Annotated in this window: 12 protein-coding genes; 6 read left to right on the forward strand and 6 right to left on the reverse strand. The window is 43.9% G+C overall.

What is annotated here, in order from left to right; all coding sequences use genetic code 11:
- Positions 1–113: 113 nt before the first annotated feature.
- The 5 genes from NYE58_RS09620 to NYE58_RS09640 all read left to right on the forward strand — a co-directional run bounded on the left by NYE58_RS09620 (position 114) and on the right by NYE58_RS09640 (position 5,335).
- A complete protein-coding gene (locus tag NYE58_RS09620; protein ID WP_076277544.1) occupies positions 114–830 on the forward strand; it encodes a response regulator transcription factor in 717 nt (238 codons plus the stop codon).
- On the forward strand, positions 830–1,765 hold the full coding sequence (locus NYE58_RS09625; RefSeq protein WP_076301345.1) for a sensor histidine kinase: 936 nt from the start codon (positions 830–832) through the stop codon (positions 1,763–1,765). The genes NYE58_RS09620 and NYE58_RS09625 overlap by 1 nt, the downstream gene beginning before the upstream one ends.
- A gap of 117 nt (positions 1,766–1,882) precedes the next feature.
- Positions 1,883–2,803, forward strand: coding sequence for an ABC transporter ATP-binding protein (locus tag NYE58_RS09630; RefSeq protein WP_076126453.1), 921 nt, complete (start codon positions 1,883–1,885; stop codon positions 2,801–2,803).
- Positions 2,787–3,488 (forward strand): ABC transporter permease, encoded by a 702-nt coding sequence (locus tag NYE58_RS09635; protein ID WP_232061220.1) that lies wholly within the window; start codon positions 2,787–2,789, stop codon positions 3,486–3,488. Before NYE58_RS09630 ends, NYE58_RS09635 begins: the two co-directional genes overlap by 17 nt.
- A gap of 209 nt (positions 3,489–3,697) precedes the next feature.
- Positions 3,698–5,335, forward strand: a complete 1,638-nt coding sequence (locus NYE58_RS09640) for an ATP-binding protein (RefSeq protein WP_341001611.1) — start codon at positions 3,698–3,700, stop codon at positions 5,333–5,335.
- A gap of 64 nt (positions 5,336–5,399) precedes the next feature.
- Here NYE58_RS09640 and NYE58_RS09645 read toward each other — a convergent pair whose 3' ends face one another.
- The 6 genes from NYE58_RS09645 to NYE58_RS09670 all read right to left on the reverse strand — a co-directional run bounded on the left by NYE58_RS09645 (position 5,400) and on the right by NYE58_RS09670 (position 13,753).
- Complete coding sequence (locus NYE58_RS09645; RefSeq protein WP_076126458.1) at positions 5,400–6,251, reverse strand: DegV family protein; 852 nt, start codon at positions 6,249–6,251, stop codon at positions 5,400–5,402.
- Positions 6,252–6,409: 158 nt separating this feature from the next.
- A complete protein-coding gene (locus NYE58_RS09650) occupies positions 6,410–7,273 on the reverse strand; it encodes an AraC family transcriptional regulator (RefSeq protein ID WP_179087039.1) in 864 nt (287 codons plus the stop codon).
- A 145-nt stretch (positions 7,274–7,418) separates the two neighbouring features.
- Positions 7,419–9,101 carry a glycoside hydrolase family 13 protein gene (locus NYE58_RS09655; RefSeq protein WP_036684397.1) on the reverse strand — a complete coding sequence of 561 codons (1,683 nt, stop codon included), beginning with the start codon at positions 9,099–9,101 and terminating at the stop codon, positions 7,419–7,421.
- An 88-nt stretch (positions 9,102–9,189) separates the two neighbouring features.
- A complete protein-coding gene (locus tag NYE58_RS09660) occupies positions 9,190–11,508 on the reverse strand; it encodes a glycoside hydrolase family 65 protein (protein WP_341001612.1) in 2,319 nt (772 codons plus the stop codon).
- Positions 11,509–11,827: 319 nt separating this feature from the next.
- Positions 11,828–12,484, reverse strand: a complete 657-nt coding sequence (pgmB, locus tag NYE58_RS09665) for a beta-phosphoglucomutase (protein ID WP_076218408.1) — start codon at positions 12,482–12,484, stop codon at positions 11,828–11,830.
- A 222-nt stretch (positions 12,485–12,706) separates the two neighbouring features.
- Positions 12,707–13,753 (reverse strand): LacI family DNA-binding transcriptional regulator, encoded by a 1,047-nt coding sequence (locus NYE58_RS09670; protein WP_076218409.1) that lies wholly within the window; start codon positions 13,751–13,753, stop codon positions 12,707–12,709.
- A gap of 687 nt (positions 13,754–14,440) precedes the next feature.
- Here NYE58_RS09670 and NYE58_RS09675 point away from each other — a divergent pair.
- The gene (locus NYE58_RS09675) at positions 14,441–22,189 is read left to right on the forward strand and encodes a pullulanase (RefSeq protein WP_341001613.1); all 7,749 of its coding nucleotides are present in this window, start codon (positions 14,441–14,443) and stop codon (positions 22,187–22,189) included.
- The last annotated feature ends 116 nt before the right edge of the window (positions 22,190–22,305 follow it).

The raw sequence follows: 22,305 nt of genomic DNA on the forward strand, positions 1-22,305 counted from the left end.
GGCTACCTTTAATGAAACTGAAATTAAAGCTGAAATAAAAACCGAAATAGTAAGAGCTCCGGGAAATTGGTATAATTTAACGAAGAGGTTTTCGACTACGGGGAGGTTTGGACATGCCACAGCGTGTGCTGCTGATTGAGGACGACGAAGCAATCAGTGAAATGGTCAGGTCTTATTTGGTAAAAGAAGGTTATGAGGTTGAAGCTGTATTTGACGGTGAAGTAGCGGAGAGAACATTTCGGACCGGTGGTCCATTTGATCTTGTACTGTTAGACCTTATGCTGCCGAAGCGTAGCGGGACTGACATTCTTCAGACTATTCGTGCGGAGAGTCTGGTTCCAGTGTTGATCATGTCCGCTAAAGACAGTGATGTAGATAAAGCGCTTGGGTTAGGCTTTGGGGCGGATGATTATATTACGAAGCCCTTTTCTATGATTGAGCTAGCGGCTAGGGTGAAGGCAGCGATCCGTCGTGCAGGTTATGCATCTCCCAGTATCCAAGTGGAAGATCAAGCTCCGGTGAAGCAAATGATCTCCATTGGCCGATTGACTGTAGATTTAGATAACTTCTCTGCGTTGAAGAACGGGGAAGAAGTAAAGCTAACGTCGAAGGAATTTCATATTCTTAAGCTGTTTGTGACGCATCCGGGCCGAGTATTTACCAAAGCGCAGATTTATGCGAGCGTATGGGAGGATGATTATTTCGGGGATGAGAACGTCATTAATGTACATATGAGAAGATTGCGTGAAAAAATAGAAGACGATCCCTCCCATCCCGAATACATTAAGACGTTATGGGGCATCGGGTATAAGCTGGGAGAACAGCTATAATGATAGCGGTGCTAGGTGTTGTCATTGTGCTCTTACTCGCCGTCATTGTGTGGCAATATCAGAATTCGCGTAAAGCTTCTAATGATTTGCGATATATGCATGACAAGTTAAGCAGCATTATGGAGGAAGGCTCACATGAAAGATTGCTGCTGTTCAGCGGTAATTTGGAGCTGCAGAGCGTGCTGATTGACCTGAACCGGCTGCTGGATATCAATCATAAAGGAAGCATTGAGCGCGTTAGGCTGGAGAAATCCATGCGTAATATGCTGTCTAATATTTCTCATGATCTTAAGACTCCGCTAACGGTTGTGCTTGGTTATATTGAGACCATTCAACAGGATGAGCATTTGCCGGCCGGGGAACGGGAACGAATGATGAAGATGATTCATCAAAAAGCCCATGAAGTGATCCAGCTGATGAACAAGTTTTTTGATTTGTCCAAGCTGGAGTCTGGGGATCGGGAAATTGCGCTTTCACGAGTTGAGGCAGGTGAAGTATGCAGACGCAACATCCTTTCTTTCTATGATATCCTCAGCGCTAAGGGCAGTGAGGTGGAGATTGAGATTCCGGATGAGGCTGTTTACTTCATGGGAAATGAAGAGGCTCTTGATCGAATATTGTCCAATCTGTTGTCGAACGCAATTTCTTATGGCGACGCTGGGAGCGTATTAGGATTAAGGCTCTATAGTGATGAGAACAAAGTATACATAGAGGTGTGGGACCGGGGAAAAGGCATCAGTGAAGTACACCAGGATAAAGTATTTGAGCGTCTGTATACGCTGGAAGATTCAAGAAATCGGGCTTATCAAGGCAGCGGTCTAGGTCTGACGATCACCAAAAGATTAACGGAGCAAATGAATGGAACGATTACACTGGTTAGTCAGCCGTATGTGAGAACGGTGTTTACCCTTACTTTTCGCAGATTACGCTTCTAAGGAATAGAATTGTGCGCAGCTTAAGATTTTCGTAAGAAACGAGTAATAAAAAAGAAAATTCTGCTGTGTACAATAAGAACTAAGGAAGACGAGACGAAAACAAAGGGGAGCGCGGAATTGACTACAATACTTCGGACAAGAAATTTAACGAAAACCTATCAAGGTAAAGAAGTCGTCAGCAATGTGAATATGAATATTAAGCAAGGTGAAATTTACGGGTTTCTTGGACCCAATGGTGCTGGCAAAACTACCGTGATGAAAATGGTCACGAACCTCGTTAAACCTACGAGTGGAGAAATTGAATTTTTTAATGAAAAAATGACTGAGCATTCTTACGAAATGCTGAAGCGGATGGGCTGCATCATTGAATATCCAGTGTTTTATGATAAATTGACAGCCAAAGAAAATCTGATTTTGCACGGAGAGTACATGGGCTATTATGATCCGCAAGCGATTGGTGAAGCGCTGGAGCTGGTAAAGCTCACAGGTGTCGATAAAAAGCCGGTGAAGCAATTTTCACTTGGGATGAAGCAACGTCTGGGTATTGCCAGAGCCTTCATGACGAAACCTGAGCTGCTCATTTTGGATGAGCCGATTAATGGGCTAGATCCTGTGGGAATCAAGGAGATGCGTGAAGTGTTCCGGATGCTTAGCCGTGAATATGGAATGACGTTACTTGTATCTAGTCATATTCTGGGGGAAATAGAGCAGATTGCTGATACGATCGGTGTGATCCGGCAGGGTGCTCTGGTAGAAGAAGTGGCGATGGATTCCATTCGTGGCCAAAATACTGAATATATCGAAGTGGTTACGAATGAGATTAATAAAGCAGTGTATGTGTTGGAGCATAAGCTTGGGCTTAATAATTTCAAAGTGCTGGACCATATTACAGTTAGAATATATGACGGTGGAATCTCACAACGTGATCTGAATAAGGCGTTAGTGCTAGCAGATGTGGAAATTGAAAGTATCAGCAAAAAACAACATACGCTGGAAGATCATTTTCTGCAATTGATTGGGGGTGAAGGCATTGCTTAAATTAATATCTTTGGAAATTCGGAAGAATAAGCTAAAAACGCTTCTTACAGGTGCAGCAATCGTCAATCTTGCGATTCTTGCGTTTATGATTATGGTTTTATTCGTTGATCAAAATGAGAGCGAACCGTCATTTGCTTCTTATGCAGAGTTGTTTGAGGGCGTGTTCGTTTTTGTAAAGGCTGCTTATATTATTTTCGCTTCGGTAATTATTAGCAAGCTGGTGATTGATGAGTATAAGAACAACACCATTACTCTTCTCTTCATGTATCCTATCTCACGTAAAAAGCTGATGACTGCGAAAATATTGATAGTGTTCGCCTTCACATTTGTTGCCATAATCGTGGCAGACATTGTAGTCGGCGCTATCCTAATAGGATTCAATTCCTTTGCAGGGCTTATTCCGGGTGAACTGACCCTTCATGTAATCACTTCAGAGCTGATTAAGTTAGGCGCAAACGCTTTTTACGCAGCGGGTATTGCTCTAATCCCATTGTACTTTGGAATGAAGAAAAAATCGGTCCCTGCCACCATCGTCTCAGCTGTGTTAGTTACCTCCTTAATTTCTGGGGGATTTGATCAAGCTCGCTTAGGTAATTTAGCGGCGGTGTCGATCTCACTTGGATTGCTAGGAGCAGGTATTGCCTATATGGCTATTCGCAACATTGAACATAAAGATATAGCCTAATAGATTCGGAATTCACCCCCTTTTATAACCCTTTTGTAACGATGAAAAAGCATCGTGATTGGGGTTATAAAGGGGGGATTTGACGTTTATCTACGACTGATTTCCGTAATTTTGATATAATAGATATGAAATATATTTTAAATTTTAGATGAACATTGCTCGTTTAGGGGTAATGATAATGGATGAGAGAGCCTGAGGGGATGTGAACTGTGGATAAAGACTGGACGTCCATTCTGAGACGGTTGCTTTCGGAAGAGAGCGCTTATAAATCGTTATATGACCAACATCCTGATTTGATATTCGTTCTGGATAGACAAGGTCGCTGCGTAGGAACCAACCGAACTTTTCATCTAGGCTTGAGCGCAGAAGCGAAGTTGCAAAATACAAGTCCGATATCAGCAAAGAGAAAAAATCTTGGCAATATTGCTAGTTTTGAGGCTGCTCTGCAGGGGAACTCCTCAAGCTTTGAGCTACAAGATTTAGAGAATCCCAAAAAAGGCTCGGATTGCGTAGGCGTTAAACTTTTACCCATCAGAACGGAAGAAGGGATCGCCGGGGTATTCGCGATTACCCAAGTGGCTAACGGAAGCGCTCTTTTACATGCGGAATTGTTACAAGACTGGCTAGATGAATTAGCGGACACCTTAGATACTGAATTACCTATCACGGGCGAAGTGGAGTTAAGCTCCAAAGATAGCTCAATAGTAGCTGTGAAGGATAAACAATCGAGCCTCATTCTGAATTCCGTCTCCGCGGGAATCTTTGTGCTGGATACAACGGGGCGTGCTCTATTTATTAACCGTGAGGCAGCGGATATGTTAGGCTACCAACCAACAGAATTGATGGGTTTGAAGCTTATGGATTATATCCATCATATCCAAGGTGATGGTTCGCGTTATTCGACACCTGATTGCCAGATTAGTCTTACGATAGAGGATGGAGTCATCCGCAAGAAAGATGATGAGATCTTCTGGCGTAAGGATGGCACCAGTTTTTTTGTTAATTATCGGGTAGCACCTCTTATTGATGAAGGGCTGATCGCAGGTGCGGTTATTGCCTTCAGTGATATTACGAATGAGCGAGAAATCATTCGTGCGAAAGAATCAGCAGAGCAGGCAGCGCAAGCCAAATCTGATTTCTTAATGATGATGAGCCATGAAATTCGGACGCCGATGAACGGGATGATCGGAATGGCTGATCTATTGTTGGATACTGAACTTGGAGAAGAGCAGCGAGGTTATGCCGAGATTTTACGCAGCAGTAGTTATACGTTATTACAGATCTTGAATGATATTCTTGATTTCAGCAAAATGGAAGCAGGTAAAATGTCACTGCAATCCGAGAAGTTTGATCTCCGCGAGATGATCTCAGACGTCATTGATTTATTTGCACCGAAAGCGGAAGAGAAGAAGCTGGCATTACGTTGGTGGATGGATACTAGCGTTCCAACCATAATCATTGCTGATCCGATCCGCTTGCGGCAGATTGTCGTGAATCTGGTAGGCAATGCGCTGAAATTCACGGAACGTGGGAGCGTGACCCTATCGGTGAAGAACATTCCACTATCTGATGAACAAGAATTTTTGTTGGAATTTTCAGTGCGGGATACAGGTGTAGGAATTGCCGGTAACAAACTCAATCTATTGTTTCAATCTTTCTCACAGCTGCATCCGTCCATAAACCGTAAATATGGAGGCACAGGCTTGGGACTGGCGATTTGCAAGCAGCTTGTGGAGCTGATGGGTGGGACGATCTTTGTAGAAAGTGAAGAGAATCACGGTTCTACGTTTCGTTTTATGTTGCCTTGCAGAGCAGAAGATATAGAGCTGGAAGTAACTTCAAACTAGGGGGGTTACACACAAATCTCCGGTCCATTTGCTTAAGAAGCAATGGCCGGAGATTTGTGTGTTATTAGTCCTGAAGCATATACATGAGACCTACAGTATGCGGCCCACAATGGCTGCCAATTACACAACCCGCATGGAGGATTGCTATTTCATTAACTTGAGTTTTCTCTCGTAGTGCTGCCTCCAGATAGAGCGCATCTTCTTCCGCCAAGGTATGGACCACGATGAGCAACTCATTATCCATTCGATCGACATGAACCAAAGCGTTCTGGAGCATTTGTTCCACAGCTTTTTCTTTTTTGCCACGGATTTTGCTGGTAGGTATGATGCTTCCATCTACCAGTCTAAGAACAGGACGGATTTTGAGCAGACTACCGATGAAGTTCTGCATGCCTGAACAGCGTCCACCCATATATAAGTAATCTAGCGTATCCACAACGAATTCAGTTTCCACAAGGCTGCGGCTGTGCTCCAGCATGGCTGCAATCTCTACGGCAGAGTGGCCCTTTTCAGCAGCTCTGACAGCCTTCATAACAAGGAGGGCAATGCCTCCGCACAAGGTTTGTGAATCTATAACCTGTACGCGTCCCTCAGGAAATTCCCCGGCAGCCAAAAGTGCATTCTGATATGTAGAGGATAGTGAGGAGGAGAGACTGATATATACAATATCTTGTCCGCTGCTAATCACGGGTTGAAATGCAGCAATGAAATCTGCTGGCGAAGGTGCTGCCGTTTTCGGCAATACTCCACTAGCGGCTACACGGCGATACACTTCCTCGGGTGTAATATCTTCACCATCTTTGTAGGTACCTTCTTCAAATACAACATAAAGAGGAACGATGCCGATGTCATAAGTATCCTTCCAGTTTTGAGGTAAATCGGAAGTGCTGTCTGAAAATATTTTTACAGTAGACATGAAATTCTCCTTCACCGATAATTCGGATGACAATAATCAATAATCATTATAGAACTACATAATCTATTTATTATACCAAGACTATGCCAATTCTCAAAATGAAATAGTAGGCAATCACAAGAAAAAAGACTATCGGGATTTCGATAGTCTTTTTAGTTCTATTCTTTTTTCGTAACAGGGATCCATATCTCACAGCGATAGTCCTCTGCGTCTGGTCTCCCTGGAAGATATAGCTCAAACTCAGGTCCGCCTGTGTGCTCGTAGCCTGTGGAAGGGAACCACTCCTGAAAAATGCGTGCCCATACCTGCTGGATCGCATCAGGCATCGGCCCTACTGAGGTGAACACAGCCCAACTTGCAGCTGGGATTGTTGTAGAAGCAAAGCCCTGTGCATCAGTCTCTGGAGTAGCTTCGACAGCGATCCAATAGGAGAAGGTTTCTTTATCATGGTTCATGTCAGAGCAGATGCCTAATAAATCCTTATCTTCACCGAGCTCAATCAGCTTATCCGACGTACCATTTTCATTAGCTTCTATCCACAACTGAGGGATGCGGCGCAGATTCTCCCCATCCTTCGTTGTCATTTCCTCTACTAGTCCGATAACATTAAAAGCGTCTCTTTTCTCAATTCTGTAGTCCATTTCTTTATCTCCCTTCAGTGATAGATGGAAGGAGAGTCTAGGGAAAGCCTTGAGCTGTACCCCTGACTCCCGCGCAGCAGAAGGAGTAATTCCATGTGCCTTGCGGAATGCTTTGGCAAACGACTCGGGCGAGTCATATCCGTATTTCAGTGCAACATCCAGCACTTTAACTTTAGAAATAGCAAGCTCCTGTGCAGCCAGAGTTAATCTGCGCTTACGGATATAGTCTTTAATAGATACTCCGGTAAGCATATTGAACATGCGCTGGAAATGAAAGGGGGAGGAGTAAGCAACCTTGGCGATTTCATCAATGGTCACAGATTCCTCCATCTTGCTCTCCATATAATCTAAAGCTTCTTTCATGCGGATAAGCCATTCCAAGTCCGTCATCTCCCTTTAAGTTCATACTATCAGGCTGCATTTGCAAAATCCTGTTATTCCGTGCTCTCTAATGACAGGTAGCAGGCAGAAGGATAATCTCATAAAAAATCATCCTAAATAGTATAACTCAGGAAGATAGACAAAGTTAGTCTTTCAATCGATACACTCTTGCTTCATAAGGTCGTAATAATTCCCGTGTGGGTGCATCATCAGGGTAATTTCCAATAATAAGTTCCGTAGCCTTACTTAGCTCTGCGGAAAGATCAACAGTCTGTGGAACCTCATTGAAATTGAGCAGCACTAGCCACTTCTCGTCATCCAGAGTACGCGTATAGGCATAAATATCCTCATGCTCTGGCAAAAGTAGCTTGTATTCGCCATAAGCCATGATCGGATTTTTTTTGCGCAAAGCAAGCAGCCTTTGGTAATAATAGAAGATGGAATCCGAATCCGCCAGGGCCTGCTCCACGTTAATTTCCTTGTAGTTCGGATTAACTTTGAGCCACGGCTCCCCTTCAGTAAAGCCGGCATTCGCAGAATCATCCCATTGCATCGGAGTGCGCGCATTATCACGGCCTTTGATATGAATAGCGTTTAGCACGCTGTTAGGATCAGCGCCGCCTTCGGTAACCTTTTCGCGATACATATTGAGGATTTCAATGTCTTTATAATGTTCAATGGCTGTGAACTTTACATTAGTCATCCCGATTTCTTCGCCTTGATAAATATAGGGTGTCCCTTTCAGCGTGTGCAGTAAGGTAGCGAGCATTTTGGCAGAGATCACACGATACTTACCGTCATCCCCGAATCTTGAGACCATACGTGGCTGGTCATGATTGTTAAGATAAAGACTATTCCAACCCTTATCCGCCAGACCCACTTGCCATTTATGAAGAATATCGCGCAGCTTCGACAACGTCCACGGGGCTACGTCCCATTTGCCGTCAGGACCCGAGTCCACATCCATATGCTCGAATTGGAATACCATTTGCAGCTCTTTGCGTTCCTCGTCCGTGTAAAGGATGGCATCTTCAACTGTAGCGCCAGGAGTCTCGCCGACAGTCATAATGTTATAGTTGGATAACACTTTGTCATTCATTTCATGTAAAAACTCATGAACACGTGGTCCATTCATATAATATTCGCCGCCCCAAGCAAGTTCCCCGGGAGCAAGGCCGTCTCTATGAGAGGAAGGGAGACCTTCCACTTTGGAAATCATATTGATTACATCCATTCGTAGACCATCCACACCCTTGTCGAGCCAGAAGGTGATCATCTTGTATAACTCCTCACGCAGCTGCGGATTCTCCCAGTTGAGATCCGGTTGCTTGCGCGAAAACAGATGCAGATAGTATTCACCAGTGGTTTCATCCAGTTCCCAAGCCGGGCCGCTGAATACAGAACTCCAATTGTTGGGGCGCTCACCATCTGGTCCACCCGGACGCCAAATGTAGTAATCGCGATATGGATTATCTTTTGAAGAACGGGATTCTACGAACCAAGGATGCTCATCTGAGGAATGATTGATTACAAGGTCCATCATTAGTTTTATGCCACGGGCGTGCAATCCAGTCAGTAATTCTTCCCAATCCTGCAATGTGCCGAACTCATCCATAATATCTTGATAATCGCTGATGTCATAACCGTTATCGTCATTTGGCGATTTATATACAGGTGACAGCCAAACTACGTCGACACCTAGCTTTTGCAAATAATCCAGACGTGAAATGATTCCTTGCAGATCTCCAATCCCGTCACCATTGCTATCTTGAAAGCTGCGGGGATAGATTTGGTAGACAACGGCTTCTTTCCAAAAGGTTCTGTTCATTCAAAATCACTCCTTATATAAGTTATCTTCCTAAAAAATAAAGAGACCCCAAAAGCATTAAGCTTCAAGGGTCTCTTGGGTGTAAGTTTTATACTTTGACGGAATTGCTATCAGCAGTGATGCTGCTTAGTCCGTTTACGGTATATTCTTTGTCGTAGATAGTAATAGAAGCAGGGATATCAGTTTCATTCGTAACAGTAACTTGTGCATCCGTAACGCTTACTTTCAGACGGGAGCCGCGGAACATGATTTTAAAAGAGTAAGCGGTCCAGTGACCTGGGTTAGATGGGCTTAGTGTCAGTCTGCCGTCATGCACGCGGAGTCCGCCGAAACCATGTACGATTGACATCCAAGTACCAGCCATGCTAGTGCTGTGCAAGCCGTCTTCTGTATCATTGTTATAGTTATCAAGATCCAGTCTTGAAGTACGCAAGTACATTTCATAGGCCTTATCCTTATATCCCAGCTCACTGGCTAGAATGGAGTGGATACAAGGGGAAAGGGAGGACTCATGAACAGTGATCGGTTCATAAAAGTCGAAGTTACGTTTTTTGGTATCGAGATCGTAACGGTCACCCAGGAAATATAATCCCTGCAGAACGTCTGCTTGTTTAATGAAGCAAGAACGCAGGATACGGTCCCATGACCATTTTTGGTTAAGTGGCAGATGCTCACGTTCCAGATCTTTGACTTGAATGATCTCTTTGTCCAGGAAGCCATCTTGTTGTAAGAAGATACCCAGCTCTTCATCCGCAGGATAATACATCTTAGCAATGATGTCTTTCCATTTTGTAGTTTCGCTCTCTTGCAGCCCTAGTTTGTCAACTAGCTCAGCATAACGAGTAGGCTCATTTTCTTGCAAGTATGCCAGTGCTTCCATGGTATATTCCATAGTCCACGAAGCCATACGGTTCGTATACCAGTTATTATTAACGTTATTCTCATATTCATTCGGGCCCGTTACGCCGAGCATTACGTATTTGTCTTTGCGTGATGCATAGTGAACACGTTCTTCCCAGAAGCGGGAGATTTCCACGAGAACCTCAAGGCCATATTGTCCCAGATAAGCTTTGTCTCCGGTGTAGTTCACATAGTTGTAAATGGCGTAGGCAATGGCACCATTCCGGTGAATTTCTTCAAATGTAATTTCCCACTCGTTGTGGCATTCTTCACCGTTCATCGTAACCATTGGGTATAGCGCACCTTTTTTGAATCCAAGCTTACGGGCATTTTCTTTAGCTTTCTCTAAGTGCTTGTAACGGTAGATCAACAAATTGCGGGCAATGGAGGAGTCCGCCGTACTGAGATAGAAGGGAACGCAATACGCCTCTGTATCCCAGTAAGTGCTGCCGCCGTATTTTTCACCGGTAAAACCTTTCGGGCCAATGTTCAGGCGGTCATCTTCACCATTATAGGTTTGATTGAGTTGGAAAATATTAAAGCGAATCGCTTGCTGAGCCGAAACGTCACCTTCAATGATGATGTCGCTTTCTTTCCATTTTTCTCTCCAAGCTTCAATTTGTTCGGTCAAAAGAGTTACAAATCCGGCTTCCTTAGCAGCTTGCAGAGCAGTTTGGGCGGCGTCGACCAATTGTCCCAGACCGTGATTCCGAGAAGTAACATTGGCTACATATTTATAAATGACGATTTGATTGCCCGCTTGTGCGGTTACGTCCAGTTTGCAGGCTACATATTTCTCTTGTTCGATCGCTTCTGCTTCGGCAGTTACCTTCTCACCATTGACAAGGATATCAAAAGCCATAGCAGAGGTGACATGGAAGTCGAGTTTCTTAGTCTTAAGAGTGAGATGTCCATGATCAGGTCCCGCTTGTTTCTCAACTTCATTCCAGAATTTCTCGTCATAGTTGGAATCCTTGTTCTTCACATCACCATCAAGATAAGGAGTAATCGTAATCTTGCCTGAGAAATTAACAGGAATGATGGAATAGCGAATCGCGCCGATTTCTTGACGAGTCATGCTTACGAACCGGATACTTTCTACTTTAACTTCCTTACCATCTTCGAGAGTGGCAGTGAAGCTACGGGAGAGCGTTCCTTCTTTCATATTAAGTACACGGCGGAATTCGGAAACGGTGCACTTTGCCAGATCAAGGGGGGTACCCTCGATATCAATGTTGATACCGATCCAGTTCGTGCTGTTAAGTACTTTGGCAAAATATTCAGGATAGCCGTTTTTCCACCAGCCGACACGTGTTTTGTCAGGGTAGTAGACGCCCGCCATGTAGCTGCCTTGCAGGCTGTTGCCGCTATATTGCTCTTCGAAATTGGCCCGGCCACCCATAAATCCGTTACCAAGACTAAATACGCTTTCAGAAATTTCTTGCGTCTGTGGATCAAAGGATTCCTCAATAATGGACCATTCATCAATTGTTAAATATTGTTTCACGATAACCGCTCCTTTAAATATGTTAGGGGGATATATAAAATGAACAAATCTTTTGTTAAACTTCCGGTGATATAAAAGTGACTGCGATGAATCTTTGGACTTTCGATCGCTGTTATAATCAGATTTCTATATTTAAACCACATTTTGCAGATGAAATCTGATTATAAAGGCGAACGCTATGCTTCTACAGTTTCAAAATTCCTCTCCGTCACTTCATCACCAGAAAGTTAACGATTAATTATTAGTTCATTTAATCTCTGGTAGGAATGTCCATAACAACTCAAATCAGTACTATTTGAGTTCATTATGTTCACTATATTTATGCAAAAGATTCTTTGAGCATGGACACACTCATATGAGCGAGCGATGGAACCACAATATTCGCTGCACTGAGGGTTTCCGGCGAACCAATGCCAATACTGAACATACCGGCCCGGGTAGCAGCCTCAATTCCCGCTTCCGCATCTTCGAAGACTACACAATGTTCAGGTGCGGCATCCAGTGCTTTGGCTCCTAACAGGAACACTTCCGGATCTGGTTTAGCAGCACTAGTATGAGTTCCATCGATGATTGCATCAAAGTAAGGGGTTAATCCGGTATTATTCAAGATCGTCATAGCGTTTTTACTGGCAGAACCGAGAGCGACTTTAATGCCATTCGTACGGCACTCTTTTAGGAAATCAAGCGCACCTGGCAGAATCTCAGAACTGTCCATTTTCGCAATATATTCGACATAACGATTATTTTTCTGTTCCGCAAGCTTAGCTTTCTCTTCTTCAGCAATCGTTAGTCCACCGATTTCCAGCAAAATATTTAGTGAAGCCGTTCTGCTGACTCCCTTAAGGCGTTCGTTATCTTGTTCTGTGAAAAGAAACCCCAGTCCATCTGCAAGCTCTTTCCAAGCGATATAATGGTATTTGGCTGTATCGACGATTACTCCGTCCAAGTCGAACAAGCAGGCTTTAATTTCCGACATTGTAGTACCTCCTAAAAGTTTTGACAGCGTCGTGATCCAGCGGATGCCGTATTAGAATCTTATTAAACCGTTTAAACTTTGATTAAGATGTGTAAGTTTATCCTAACCTAAGATCCTAGAAATCACCCATAAAGAACTGGATCATTAAGTATTGTATGATTTAGCGCAAACGTTTGTACAGATTTTCAAAAAATAAATGAAGCGATTAAACGCTTCACTTATTCATTCGGTTTTATGCTTTGCCTGAGCGTGCATGGATGACTCTCTCACGATCAGACGATGGGGAATGACAAATCGGTTGGTATGACCTGAACCGTTATCCGGACTCTTGATATTTTGGATAAGTACTTGTGATGCGGTGTAGCCAAGATGATAAATTCCTATATCAATACTGCTGATCGGAGGACTAGATAATTCAGATAATGGAATATTGTTAAAGCTTACAATGGCGAGATCGTCTGGAACCTTGTATTTCAGTTCATTCAACCCGCGCAAAATTCCGAACGATACCATGTCATCCACCGCTACCAGCGCAGTGGGTCGATTCGGCAAATTCATGAAAAAGGACATCGCTCTATAGCCGCTATCCTGTAGAAATTCACCCTCTACAATCCATTCATCCCGCATTTCTAAACCGCTATTCTGCAATGCTTTACGATATCCGGCGAGACGGTCACGAGAAACGATTAGATTAGGTGGTCCACTTACGAAGCCAATACGTTTATGCCCCATGGAAATGAGGTGGTTCGTAGCATCGTATGCTGCCATCACATTATCATTATCGACTGATAAAATATTCTCATATTTATCACTCCGGCCAACAAGCACGAATGGATAATCGTTGCTCTCTAGAAAATCAATAACGGCATCATCCGTACGAGAGTAAAGCAGAATAACGCCGTCAACACGGCGACCCTTCAGAAGTCGTGAAACGGCTTCCAGTTCTTCTTTCTCGTTCGCTCCGGAGCTTATCAGCACATCATAACCGGAACGGCTGGCTTGTGTAACGATCCCGCGAATTAATTCCATAAAAAATAGATTAGAGAACAGCTCTTCAGCAGGTTTAGGAAGACTGAAGCAGATGCTGTTAGTAGTTTTCGACACCAAGCTCTTAGCCATCATGTTAGGGGTATAGCCCATATCCTCCATAATAGCTTTAACTTTGCGGGAAGTTTCCAGGCTGATTCTGGGATGGTTGGACAATACCCGGGATACCGTGGAGGGAGATACTCCCGCTTTCTTGGCCACATCCTTAATGGTAACTGTCATTGAAACCTCCTTATGGAACCGTTTGCTTTACACAGTAATATTAATCTAAGAGTTCTAAATTGTAAATAGATAAAGTCATTCAAAAGGAGGAAATTGCTACTTTTGGAAGGAACACAAGAAATTTCAATGCAATATTGTTGCTTTTCACCAAAAAAGTATGAATGATTCGGGAATTTTGATCTTAATATGTATAAATGCGGTCTGAATTTTGTGAAAAGAGCATTCGCTGAATGCAAACGTATGGCTTAAAGGATGCAAGAACTTAGCTGAAAGGAAGGGAAGAACAAGTTTCGTTTTTATTGCGGCTTTAAATTGAGCTTTTATTTTAGAAAATACTGGTTGACAATACCGTAAATTCGGCATTAGTATGTAAATCAAAATACAGCAAGCGTTTTCATTGGGTATTTTTAGGTTGTAATCAGTTGCACTAACGATCGGGTTTTATGGACTAGTGTTTGTGCATAGCTTTTTGCAAACGATTGCACTAATTTCGACATGATGTATCAAGCTTTTACTTTGATAGAAGGATGGTGACAGCGTTGAATTGGCTTGACGAGCCCTACATATAGACCTTCTTCACCTTCAGAAGGAATTCGCATGATTTATAATCTCATAAATTGGTGGGGTTTGTAAAATCATGTATCCGCTTGCAAAAAGGAATTCATAATTATGGGAGGTTTTGCAAAAATGAAAATAAGTTTATGGGGGAAGAGGGCATTTGCGATCTTTATGATCATTGCTCTCGTGTTCTCTGGTCTTGGACTACATCCTGTTAATGTTACAGCAGCAACGACGAAGGTTGTGTTGGTCGGGGATCTGCAGTCTAAATTTACATCGACAGATGCGGAAACGCCGGGTAAGGATTGGGATGAGACATCGGTAGTTACCCAAATGACCTATTCAGATAATGGCCTATATTCTTTTACAGGCACTCTGCCAGCAGGAGAATATAACTACAAGGTTACTCTAAATGATTTATGGGATGAGAATTATGGATTCACAAGTTACACCAATCCTCAGGGGAGCAATGATGGGGAGAATATCCATATCAAGCTAGAAACAGAGACTGCCGTGACCTTTTATTATAATGACTTAACTCATAAAATAGCCGATTCCACGTATTACACACCGATTGCTTCCGCTAAATTACCAAGATTGACAGGAAACCTGCCGGCAGAAGCACTTACCACATTATCTGATCCTGATTTTGATGATGTTTACAGTACGGTGGCTACCCTTCCTAAGGGAGATTACACCTACCAAGTTTCTGTTCCAGGAGACGGTGAAGCCGGGGATCAATTGTATCCCGAAACTGCTAATAATCTGAGTCTTCCTTCCGATCTGCCGGTTACCTTTAAATTTAATCCACTGGATGGCAGTGTGACAGCTGAATATAAAATTCCTTCTGAACCTGTTGAGGTTACCCCTGTTCCGGCTGGACACATCCGTATTCACTACAATCGGACAGCTGGTGACTATGAGAATCAGGGATTATGGACATGGGATGATGTTCAATCCCCTTCGGCAAATTGGCCAACAGGTGCAACTTCATTTCCTGAAGGGCAAATCGATTCTTATGGTGCTTATGTTGACGTGCCAGTGAAGGATGGGGCCAAGAAAATTTCGTTCCTTGTGGTAAACCGAGTCACTCAGGCTAAGGATGAAGGCGATAAACTCTTTGCCATTAACACGCCTGAGACGAATGAAATTTGGATCAAGCAAGGGTCAAATGATGTAACACCGTATGAACCAGTTGCACTTGCTCCTAATACAGTGCGAATTCACTATACCAGAGCTGATACAAATCATGATCAATACGGACTGTGGCTGTGGGATGACGTCGTAGCCCCATCCGAAAATTGGCCGTCTGGTGCCACTCCTTTTGTGGCAGATCAAACAGATCGTTATGGTGCATATGTTGATGTTCCGCTTATTGAGAACGCGAAGAAAATTGGCTTTATTGTGATGAAACCTTCGAACGGTGATAAGGACGGTGACAATAAAACCTTTAGCCTGCTGGATCGATACAATCAGCTATGGGTTAAAGAAGGAGACAACAATGTTTATGTTTCTCCGTTTGGAGAGACACCAATTGGCTTAGTATCCGCAGAGGTGTTGTCGACGAGCAAAATCCTTCTCGGCTTCACACTGACTGACGGTTTGGATCCAGCAGCCTTAAAGTCAGCAATTACAGTTAAGGATAAAGAGGGTGCTGCAGTCCCGATTTCTGCTGTAACCCTTACAAGCAAAACTTCAATCGAAGTGGATACAGAAGCTTTTGATTTGGAAAAAGTTCCGCTTAGCGTTACCTATTCAGGTAAAACAGTCTCCGCCGCAAGTGGCTGGAGAATGCTTGATGAAATGTACAATTATACAGGAGACGATCTTGGAGCTACGTATAATGCTGACAAAACAGCCACATTGAAATTATGGGCACCTAAAGCAAGCGGAGTCGTTGTAAATCTTTACGATAAGAATGACTCTAACGTGCAAGTGGGTAGTGTTGCTTTAACACTCGGCGAGCAAGGGGTTTGGTCAGTCCAGCTGAAGCCAGCTGATTTGACAGGCACAACGGCAACAGATGTAAGGGGCTTCTTTTATCAATACGAAGTAACGAATGACGGTGTAACCCATAAGGTCCTTGATCCTTATGCTAAATCAATGGCGGTATTCACTGTGGATACCACAGGTGCTGCTGGTGCCGGCGGGGATACAGTGGGCAAAGCGGCTATCGTTGATTTAAGCCAGACGAACCCTGATACCTTTGGGTATGCTGATATAAAAGGCTACGAAAAACGTGAGGACGCCATCATCTACGAAGTCCACGTGAGAGATTTTACATCAGATGTATCGATCGAGGATAGTCTGAGTGGGGAAAGATGGGGTTCTTATAGCGCTTTTGAAAAGAAACTTGATTATATTAAATCTCTTGGTGTAACGCATGTTCAGTTGCTTCCTGTGATGGCTTGGTATTACGGGGATGAGACGAAGATGGGGACTAGAGAGCCAGAGTATTCCGCAAAAAACAATGAATACAACTGGGGGTATGATCCTCACAGCTATTTCTCTCCGGACGGGGCTTATTCACAGAATCCTGCCGATCCAGAAGAGCGGATTAAAGAATTAAAAGGTTTGATTGATGCCGTGCATGAAGCTGGAATGGGTGTCGTTCTGGACGTAGTGTATACTCACATGGCTAAAAAAGAATTTTTAAACGACATCGTACCTAATTATTATGCCTTCCAAGATGCAAACGGCAACTTTATCGGGGGGTTCGGCAACAATTTAGCCACCAACCATAAAATGGCTGAGAAGCTGATGGTTGATTCGGTAAAATACTGGTTTGAAGAGTATAAGATCGATGGAATGCGCTGGGATATGATGGGCGATGCGACAGCTGATGCTGTTCAGCATGCTTATGATGCCGCGGCAGCAGTGAATCCGAAGGCACTCTTTATTGGTGAAGGCTGGAGAACATTCGGCGGCGCTGCGGCTGATCCTTCTCTCGCTGGGCAAGGTGCAGATCAGGATTGGATGGACAAAACGGATAGTGTCGGTGTTTTCTCCGATGAATTCCGTAATGAATTGAAGTCTGGTTATGGTTCCGAAGGTCAGCCTAGATTTATTACCGGTGGAGCACGTCCGATCGCTACAATCCTGGACAATATCAAAGCTCAACCTTCGAATACACCAGCAGATGATCCGGGTGATATCGTCCCATATATCGAAGCTCATGATAATCTGACACTTCATGATGTCATAGCACAATCGATCAAGAAGGATCCGGATATTGCTGAGAATGAGCTTGAAATTCAGCAGCGGATCAGATTAGGAAATATGCTCGTATTAACTTCTCAAGGTACAGCCTTCATCCATGCCGGTCAGGAATATGGGCGGACTAAGCAGTGGAAGGGCACAACGGATCCTGAAGATAAATTCACAGAGATGTTCGACAATAACAACCAATCGTTTGGCTATTTCATTCATGATTCTTACGATTCATCGGATGCAGTTAACATGTTTGATTGGACCAAAGCAACGGATGAATCTAAGTTCCCAGTACAGAACACGACAAGAAAATATACGTCGGGTCTGATGGAGCTAAGAAAATCAACGGATGCCTTCCGATTGGGCGATAAGGATTTGGTTGACTCTAACATTAACCTGATCCCTGCTCCAGAAATGAAGGATAACGATCTTGTCATCGGTTATTCCAACAAAGCAACAGATGGTACTGGCATCTATTATGTCTTCATGAATGGTGACAGCACAACTAGAAAGCTGACCTTATCTGAGGATTTGACGGGTGGTCAAGTGCTTGTGGACAACGATGAAGCTGGTGTTACAGCGATACCGGCTGCGCAGCAGACAGGTTTTATTTTGACAGCAAATTCAATTACATTAGAGCCTTTGACGGCTGTGATTATTCAAAAGGAAGCTGCACCAGTTACGCTGACCTCTTTGGAAACAGATAGTGCAAGCTACACGCTGGCAGCAGGAAATACGCATCAAACCGCTGTTTTTGCGAAATATGATGACAATAGCAGAAGTAATGTTACTAAGAAGGCTACTTACCTTTCCAATAAACCTGAAGTGGCTACAGTAACTGATAAAGGTCTAGTCAAAGCGGTTGGGCTAGGAACGGCAACCCTTACTATCTCTTATGAGGGTGTTTCCACAACCATCACCGTTAAAGTTACTGACAAACGTTATGTTCAATTCACTTATACCCGTAGCGATAAGGACTATAAGGATTGGAATATCTGGGTTTGGAACACCGGAGCTAAAAATGACCAGATTGATTTCACAACCTTTAAGAATGGCACAGCGAGCGTTCTGATTGAGGTTGCGGAGAATGCAACAAGCGTTGGATTTGTCCTGCGCAAAGGTACGGATTGGAACACGGGAAAACAAGACTACCCGGACGATCGTGTCATACCGTTGACCCCTGGTGAACCGTTCACTAAGGTATATGTAACCAGTATGGTTAAAGAGCTTGATATCAAACCAAGTATTAGCGGCCCTATTTTAAAAGATGGAACGATTACTTTCAGATACCGCGACGACGCTTTGTTCCGTAATGGAAATATGGACGCAATAACAGCTGCTAAAGTAAAAGTGAACGGCACTTCGTATCCAATGATCTATGATCCGGCTAACGAGTGGTTCACTTATACACTGGCTGATTTAAAAGAAGGTATGTATAAATATACTTTCTTGATTACTAAAGATGGCGTCACTACCGAAATTACAGATCCAAAGAATACGGTGAATGATGAATCTGTTATTGATTATCATCAACCTGTCGTTACGATTACGGCATCCGTAAGTCCAAAGGCAGTCACATCCAATCAGAATGCTGTTGTAAGCATCAACGCTTCCTCTTCGGAAGAAGTAACTTACTCTGAAGCATATATGGATTTAACCAATCTTGGAGGACCTAGCAAAGTTAAGCTGGATACGGAACTCTTGAAACAAACGGTTGCTGTGAAAGACACGGTGTCAGCGGGCATCAAGGATATTCCGATTACGCTCGTAGACCAATACGGCAATGCACATAAGGAAAAGGCTACACTTGAGGTAAAAGCAAGAACCTATACAGGGGATAAGCTGGATTTTGATTGGGATGAGGCCCGGATTTATTTCGCGCTTACAGACCGGTTTAAAGACGGTGACCCAACGAATAATGAGAATGTAAATAAAGATCATCTGGAAGCTTATCATGGTGGAGATTTCCGGGGGATGATCGACAATCTCGATTATTTGCAAGAGCTAGGAATTAACACGTTATGGATCACGCCAATCGTAGATAATATTGATTTTAACAAAGGCGTTGACTTTGGCAGCGAACAATATGGATACCATGGGTATTGGGCAAAAGATTTTACCAAGCTCGACGAGCATCTTGGCGATATGGCAACCTTCAAGGAGCTGATCGAAAAGGCGCATGACAAAGGGATCAAGATCATGGTTGACGTTGTACTCAATCATACGGGTTACGGTCTGAAAGCTGAGGATACCTATCCGACAATTACAGCTGAGGATAAAGCACGTTTCGAAGGGATGCTGCGCACGGATGGTGTATCCGCAGATACAGATCCAATTAAGGGTGAGCTTGCTTTCCTGCCAGATTTCAAGACGGAAGATCCAGCCGTTCGTGAAAAAATTATCGCTTGGCAAGCAGGCTGGTTAGACAACGCACGTACGGAACGTGGAGACACGATTGATTATTTCCGTGTGGATACAGTCAAGCACGTGGACGATACGACTTGGAAAGCCTTTAAAAATGCACTGACAGCGATTGATCCAAACTTCAAAATGACCGGCGAATACTTCGGTGGAACCATTGATAACAATGGTGGAATGCTCGAAACTAGCCAGATGGATGGTCTGCTTGATTTTGGATTTAAAGATGCAGCCAGAGATTTTGCAAATGGTAAGGTAAACAGTGTGGATGCTTATCTGCAGGAACGTGAATTAAAGATCGATAATACGAAGATGATGGCTCAATTCCTGAGCAGTCACGATGAGAATGGTTTCTTGTCTGATTACGTGGGAGGCGATAAAGGCAAGCTGAAGATTGCTGCAGCTCTGCAAATTACCGCCAAAGGACAGCCGGTAATATACTACGGAGAAGAACTGGGGAATTCCGGAAGCAATGCTGGAAATATGTCTGAAGGTCAATTCAGTGAGAACCGTAAGGATATGCCTTGGGATCAATTGACGGCAGAGAAGCCACTACATGACCATTATCAAAAGCTGTTGAATATCCGTGCGAAGTACTCCAAAGTGTATTCCAAAGGTGCGCGCACGAAGCTCGCAGGTTCAGATGATTCAGGTTATTTAGCTTTCAACAAATCTTATGAAGATGAGAACGTAGTGACGGTAATCAATACTAAAACTAGTGAGAGTTCTGTAATGATTCCAGTACCGTTTGCTGCCAATTCATCGGTAACCGATGAATACAGCGGTAAAACATACATGGTTTCCGAAGATCAAAAGGTAAATATTGATCTGCCAGGCAGAGATGATGGAGGCACGGTTATTTTGGCGGAAGTATCGGATGTTATACCGACACCAACGCCGACGCCGATACCAACATCGACGCCAACATCGACGCCAACGTCGACGCCAACATCGACGCCAACGCCGACACCAACATCGACGCCAACGCCAACGCCGACACCAACGTCGACGCCAACACCAACACCAACATCGACGCCAACGCCGACACCAGAAGTAACACCGTCGCCTGAGGTGACACCAACGCCAGAAGCCACAGCGGCACCAACCTCTGGAGTTGTTGTTAACCCTAGCCCTACGCCGCCAGCGGATACTCAGGTTGTGAATGAGGATAGCTTGAAGAATGGTAAAGACGGCAAGGTGCAAATTGATGTTGCTGCCGGTAAGACAGCGGTACGCTTACCTTTACAAGCTGCACAAATACTAGGAACTAATGATCTTGTGTTTGAAATGGGAGATCTGTTAGTTACTATCCCTAGCCAGCTTTTAAGTACAATGCCAAGTTTAGCTTCAGGTATTGATGGGGGAGGTGCCCAAATCTTGCTTGAACTGAACCCACTGGCGCAGTCTGCTGCGAAAGCCATAGTAGACGGTTTAAACAAAGACAGTGCTCATATTAGCTCTCTTTCCGATGTATTTGAATTCAGACTTAGCGTGCTGATGAAAGACGGTACTCGGATTGTAATTAAGCAGTTCGATGAGCCGATTACGATCTCATTCAAGATTAAAGGGCAATTCAACAAGGACTTAATCGGAATCTATTATTTAAGTGATAATGGCGGGTTAGAGTACGTGGGAGGACAGCTGAATGGAGATGTGATCACGGCACAAGTCACACATTTCAGTAAGTATGCTGTGCTTGAAATCGATAAGTCGTTCAAAGATGTTCCTGCAACCTATTGGGCATTTAAGGCGATTCAATCACTTGCCGCCAAACAAATTGTGTCAGGGGTCACTACCTCTGAGTTTGATCCGAAAAGTAATGTTAGCCGTGCGGAATTTACAGCACTACTAGTACGTGCACTTGGCTTAAAAGCGGAAGGGCAGGTCCTGTTTACTGACATCAGGTCAGATGCATGGTATGCCTCATATGTAGCCACAGCTACTAAGCTGGGTATTGTTAGTGGACGGAGTAATAATATTTTTGCGCCGAATGCATCAATTACCCGTGAGGAAATGGCTGTTATGGCGATCCGCGCACTTGAAGTGAAGTCTGGTAAGAAGCTTGAACCTGTAGCAGCCTCTACGGCATTTACTGACGCTTCAAGTATTAGCAAGTGGGCGGAAGCCTATGTGAAGACTGCAGCAGACTTAGGACTCCTGCAAGGCCGAGAGAACAATCGATTCGCTCCAAAAGCATGGATGACCCGCGCAGAAAGCGCACAGGTTATTTATACGCTGCTGAGCAAGTAGGCTAAACTAAGGTGTGCTGAATTCTGGCACCCCTTAGTTTGAGCAGCGGTTAGCATTTTAGTATGCTCCAAAAGAAAACAGGGTATCCCGAAGCGATTATCGCTTGCGAGATACCC

Origin of the sequence: Paenibacillus sp. FSL L8-0708 (assembly GCF_038009325.1) — a bacterium.
GTDB lineage: Bacteria > Bacillota > Bacilli > Paenibacillales > Paenibacillaceae > Paenibacillus_AQ > Paenibacillus_AQ odorifer.

Bases quoted from the DNA above. Each gene is read 5' to 3' on its own strand.
- NYE58_RS09620 (WP_076277544.1), top strand. From the start codon at position 114: ATGCCACAGCGTGTGCTGCTGATTGAGGACGACGAAGCAATCAGTGAA.
- NYE58_RS09625 (WP_076301345.1), top strand. From the start codon at position 830: ATGATAGCGGTGCTAGGTGTTGTCATTGTGCTCTTACTCGCCGTCATT.
- NYE58_RS09645 (WP_076126458.1), bottom strand. From the start codon at position 6,251: ATGTCTACTGTAAAAATATTTTCAGACAGCACTTCCGATTTACCTCAA.
- NYE58_RS09655 (WP_036684397.1), bottom strand. From the start codon at position 9,101: ATGAACAGAACCTTTTGGAAAGAAGCCGTTGTCTACCAAATCTATCCC.
- pgmB (WP_076218408.1), bottom strand. From the start codon at position 12,484: ATGTCGGAAATTAAAGCCTGCTTGTTCGACTTGGACGGAGTAATCGTC.
- NYE58_RS09670 (WP_076218409.1), bottom strand. From the start codon at position 13,753: ATGACAGTTACCATTAAGGATGTGGCCAAGAAAGCGGGAGTATCTCCC.
- NYE58_RS09675 (WP_341001613.1), top strand. From the start codon at position 14,441: ATGAAAATAAGTTTATGGGGGAAGAGGGCATTTGCGATCTTTATGATC.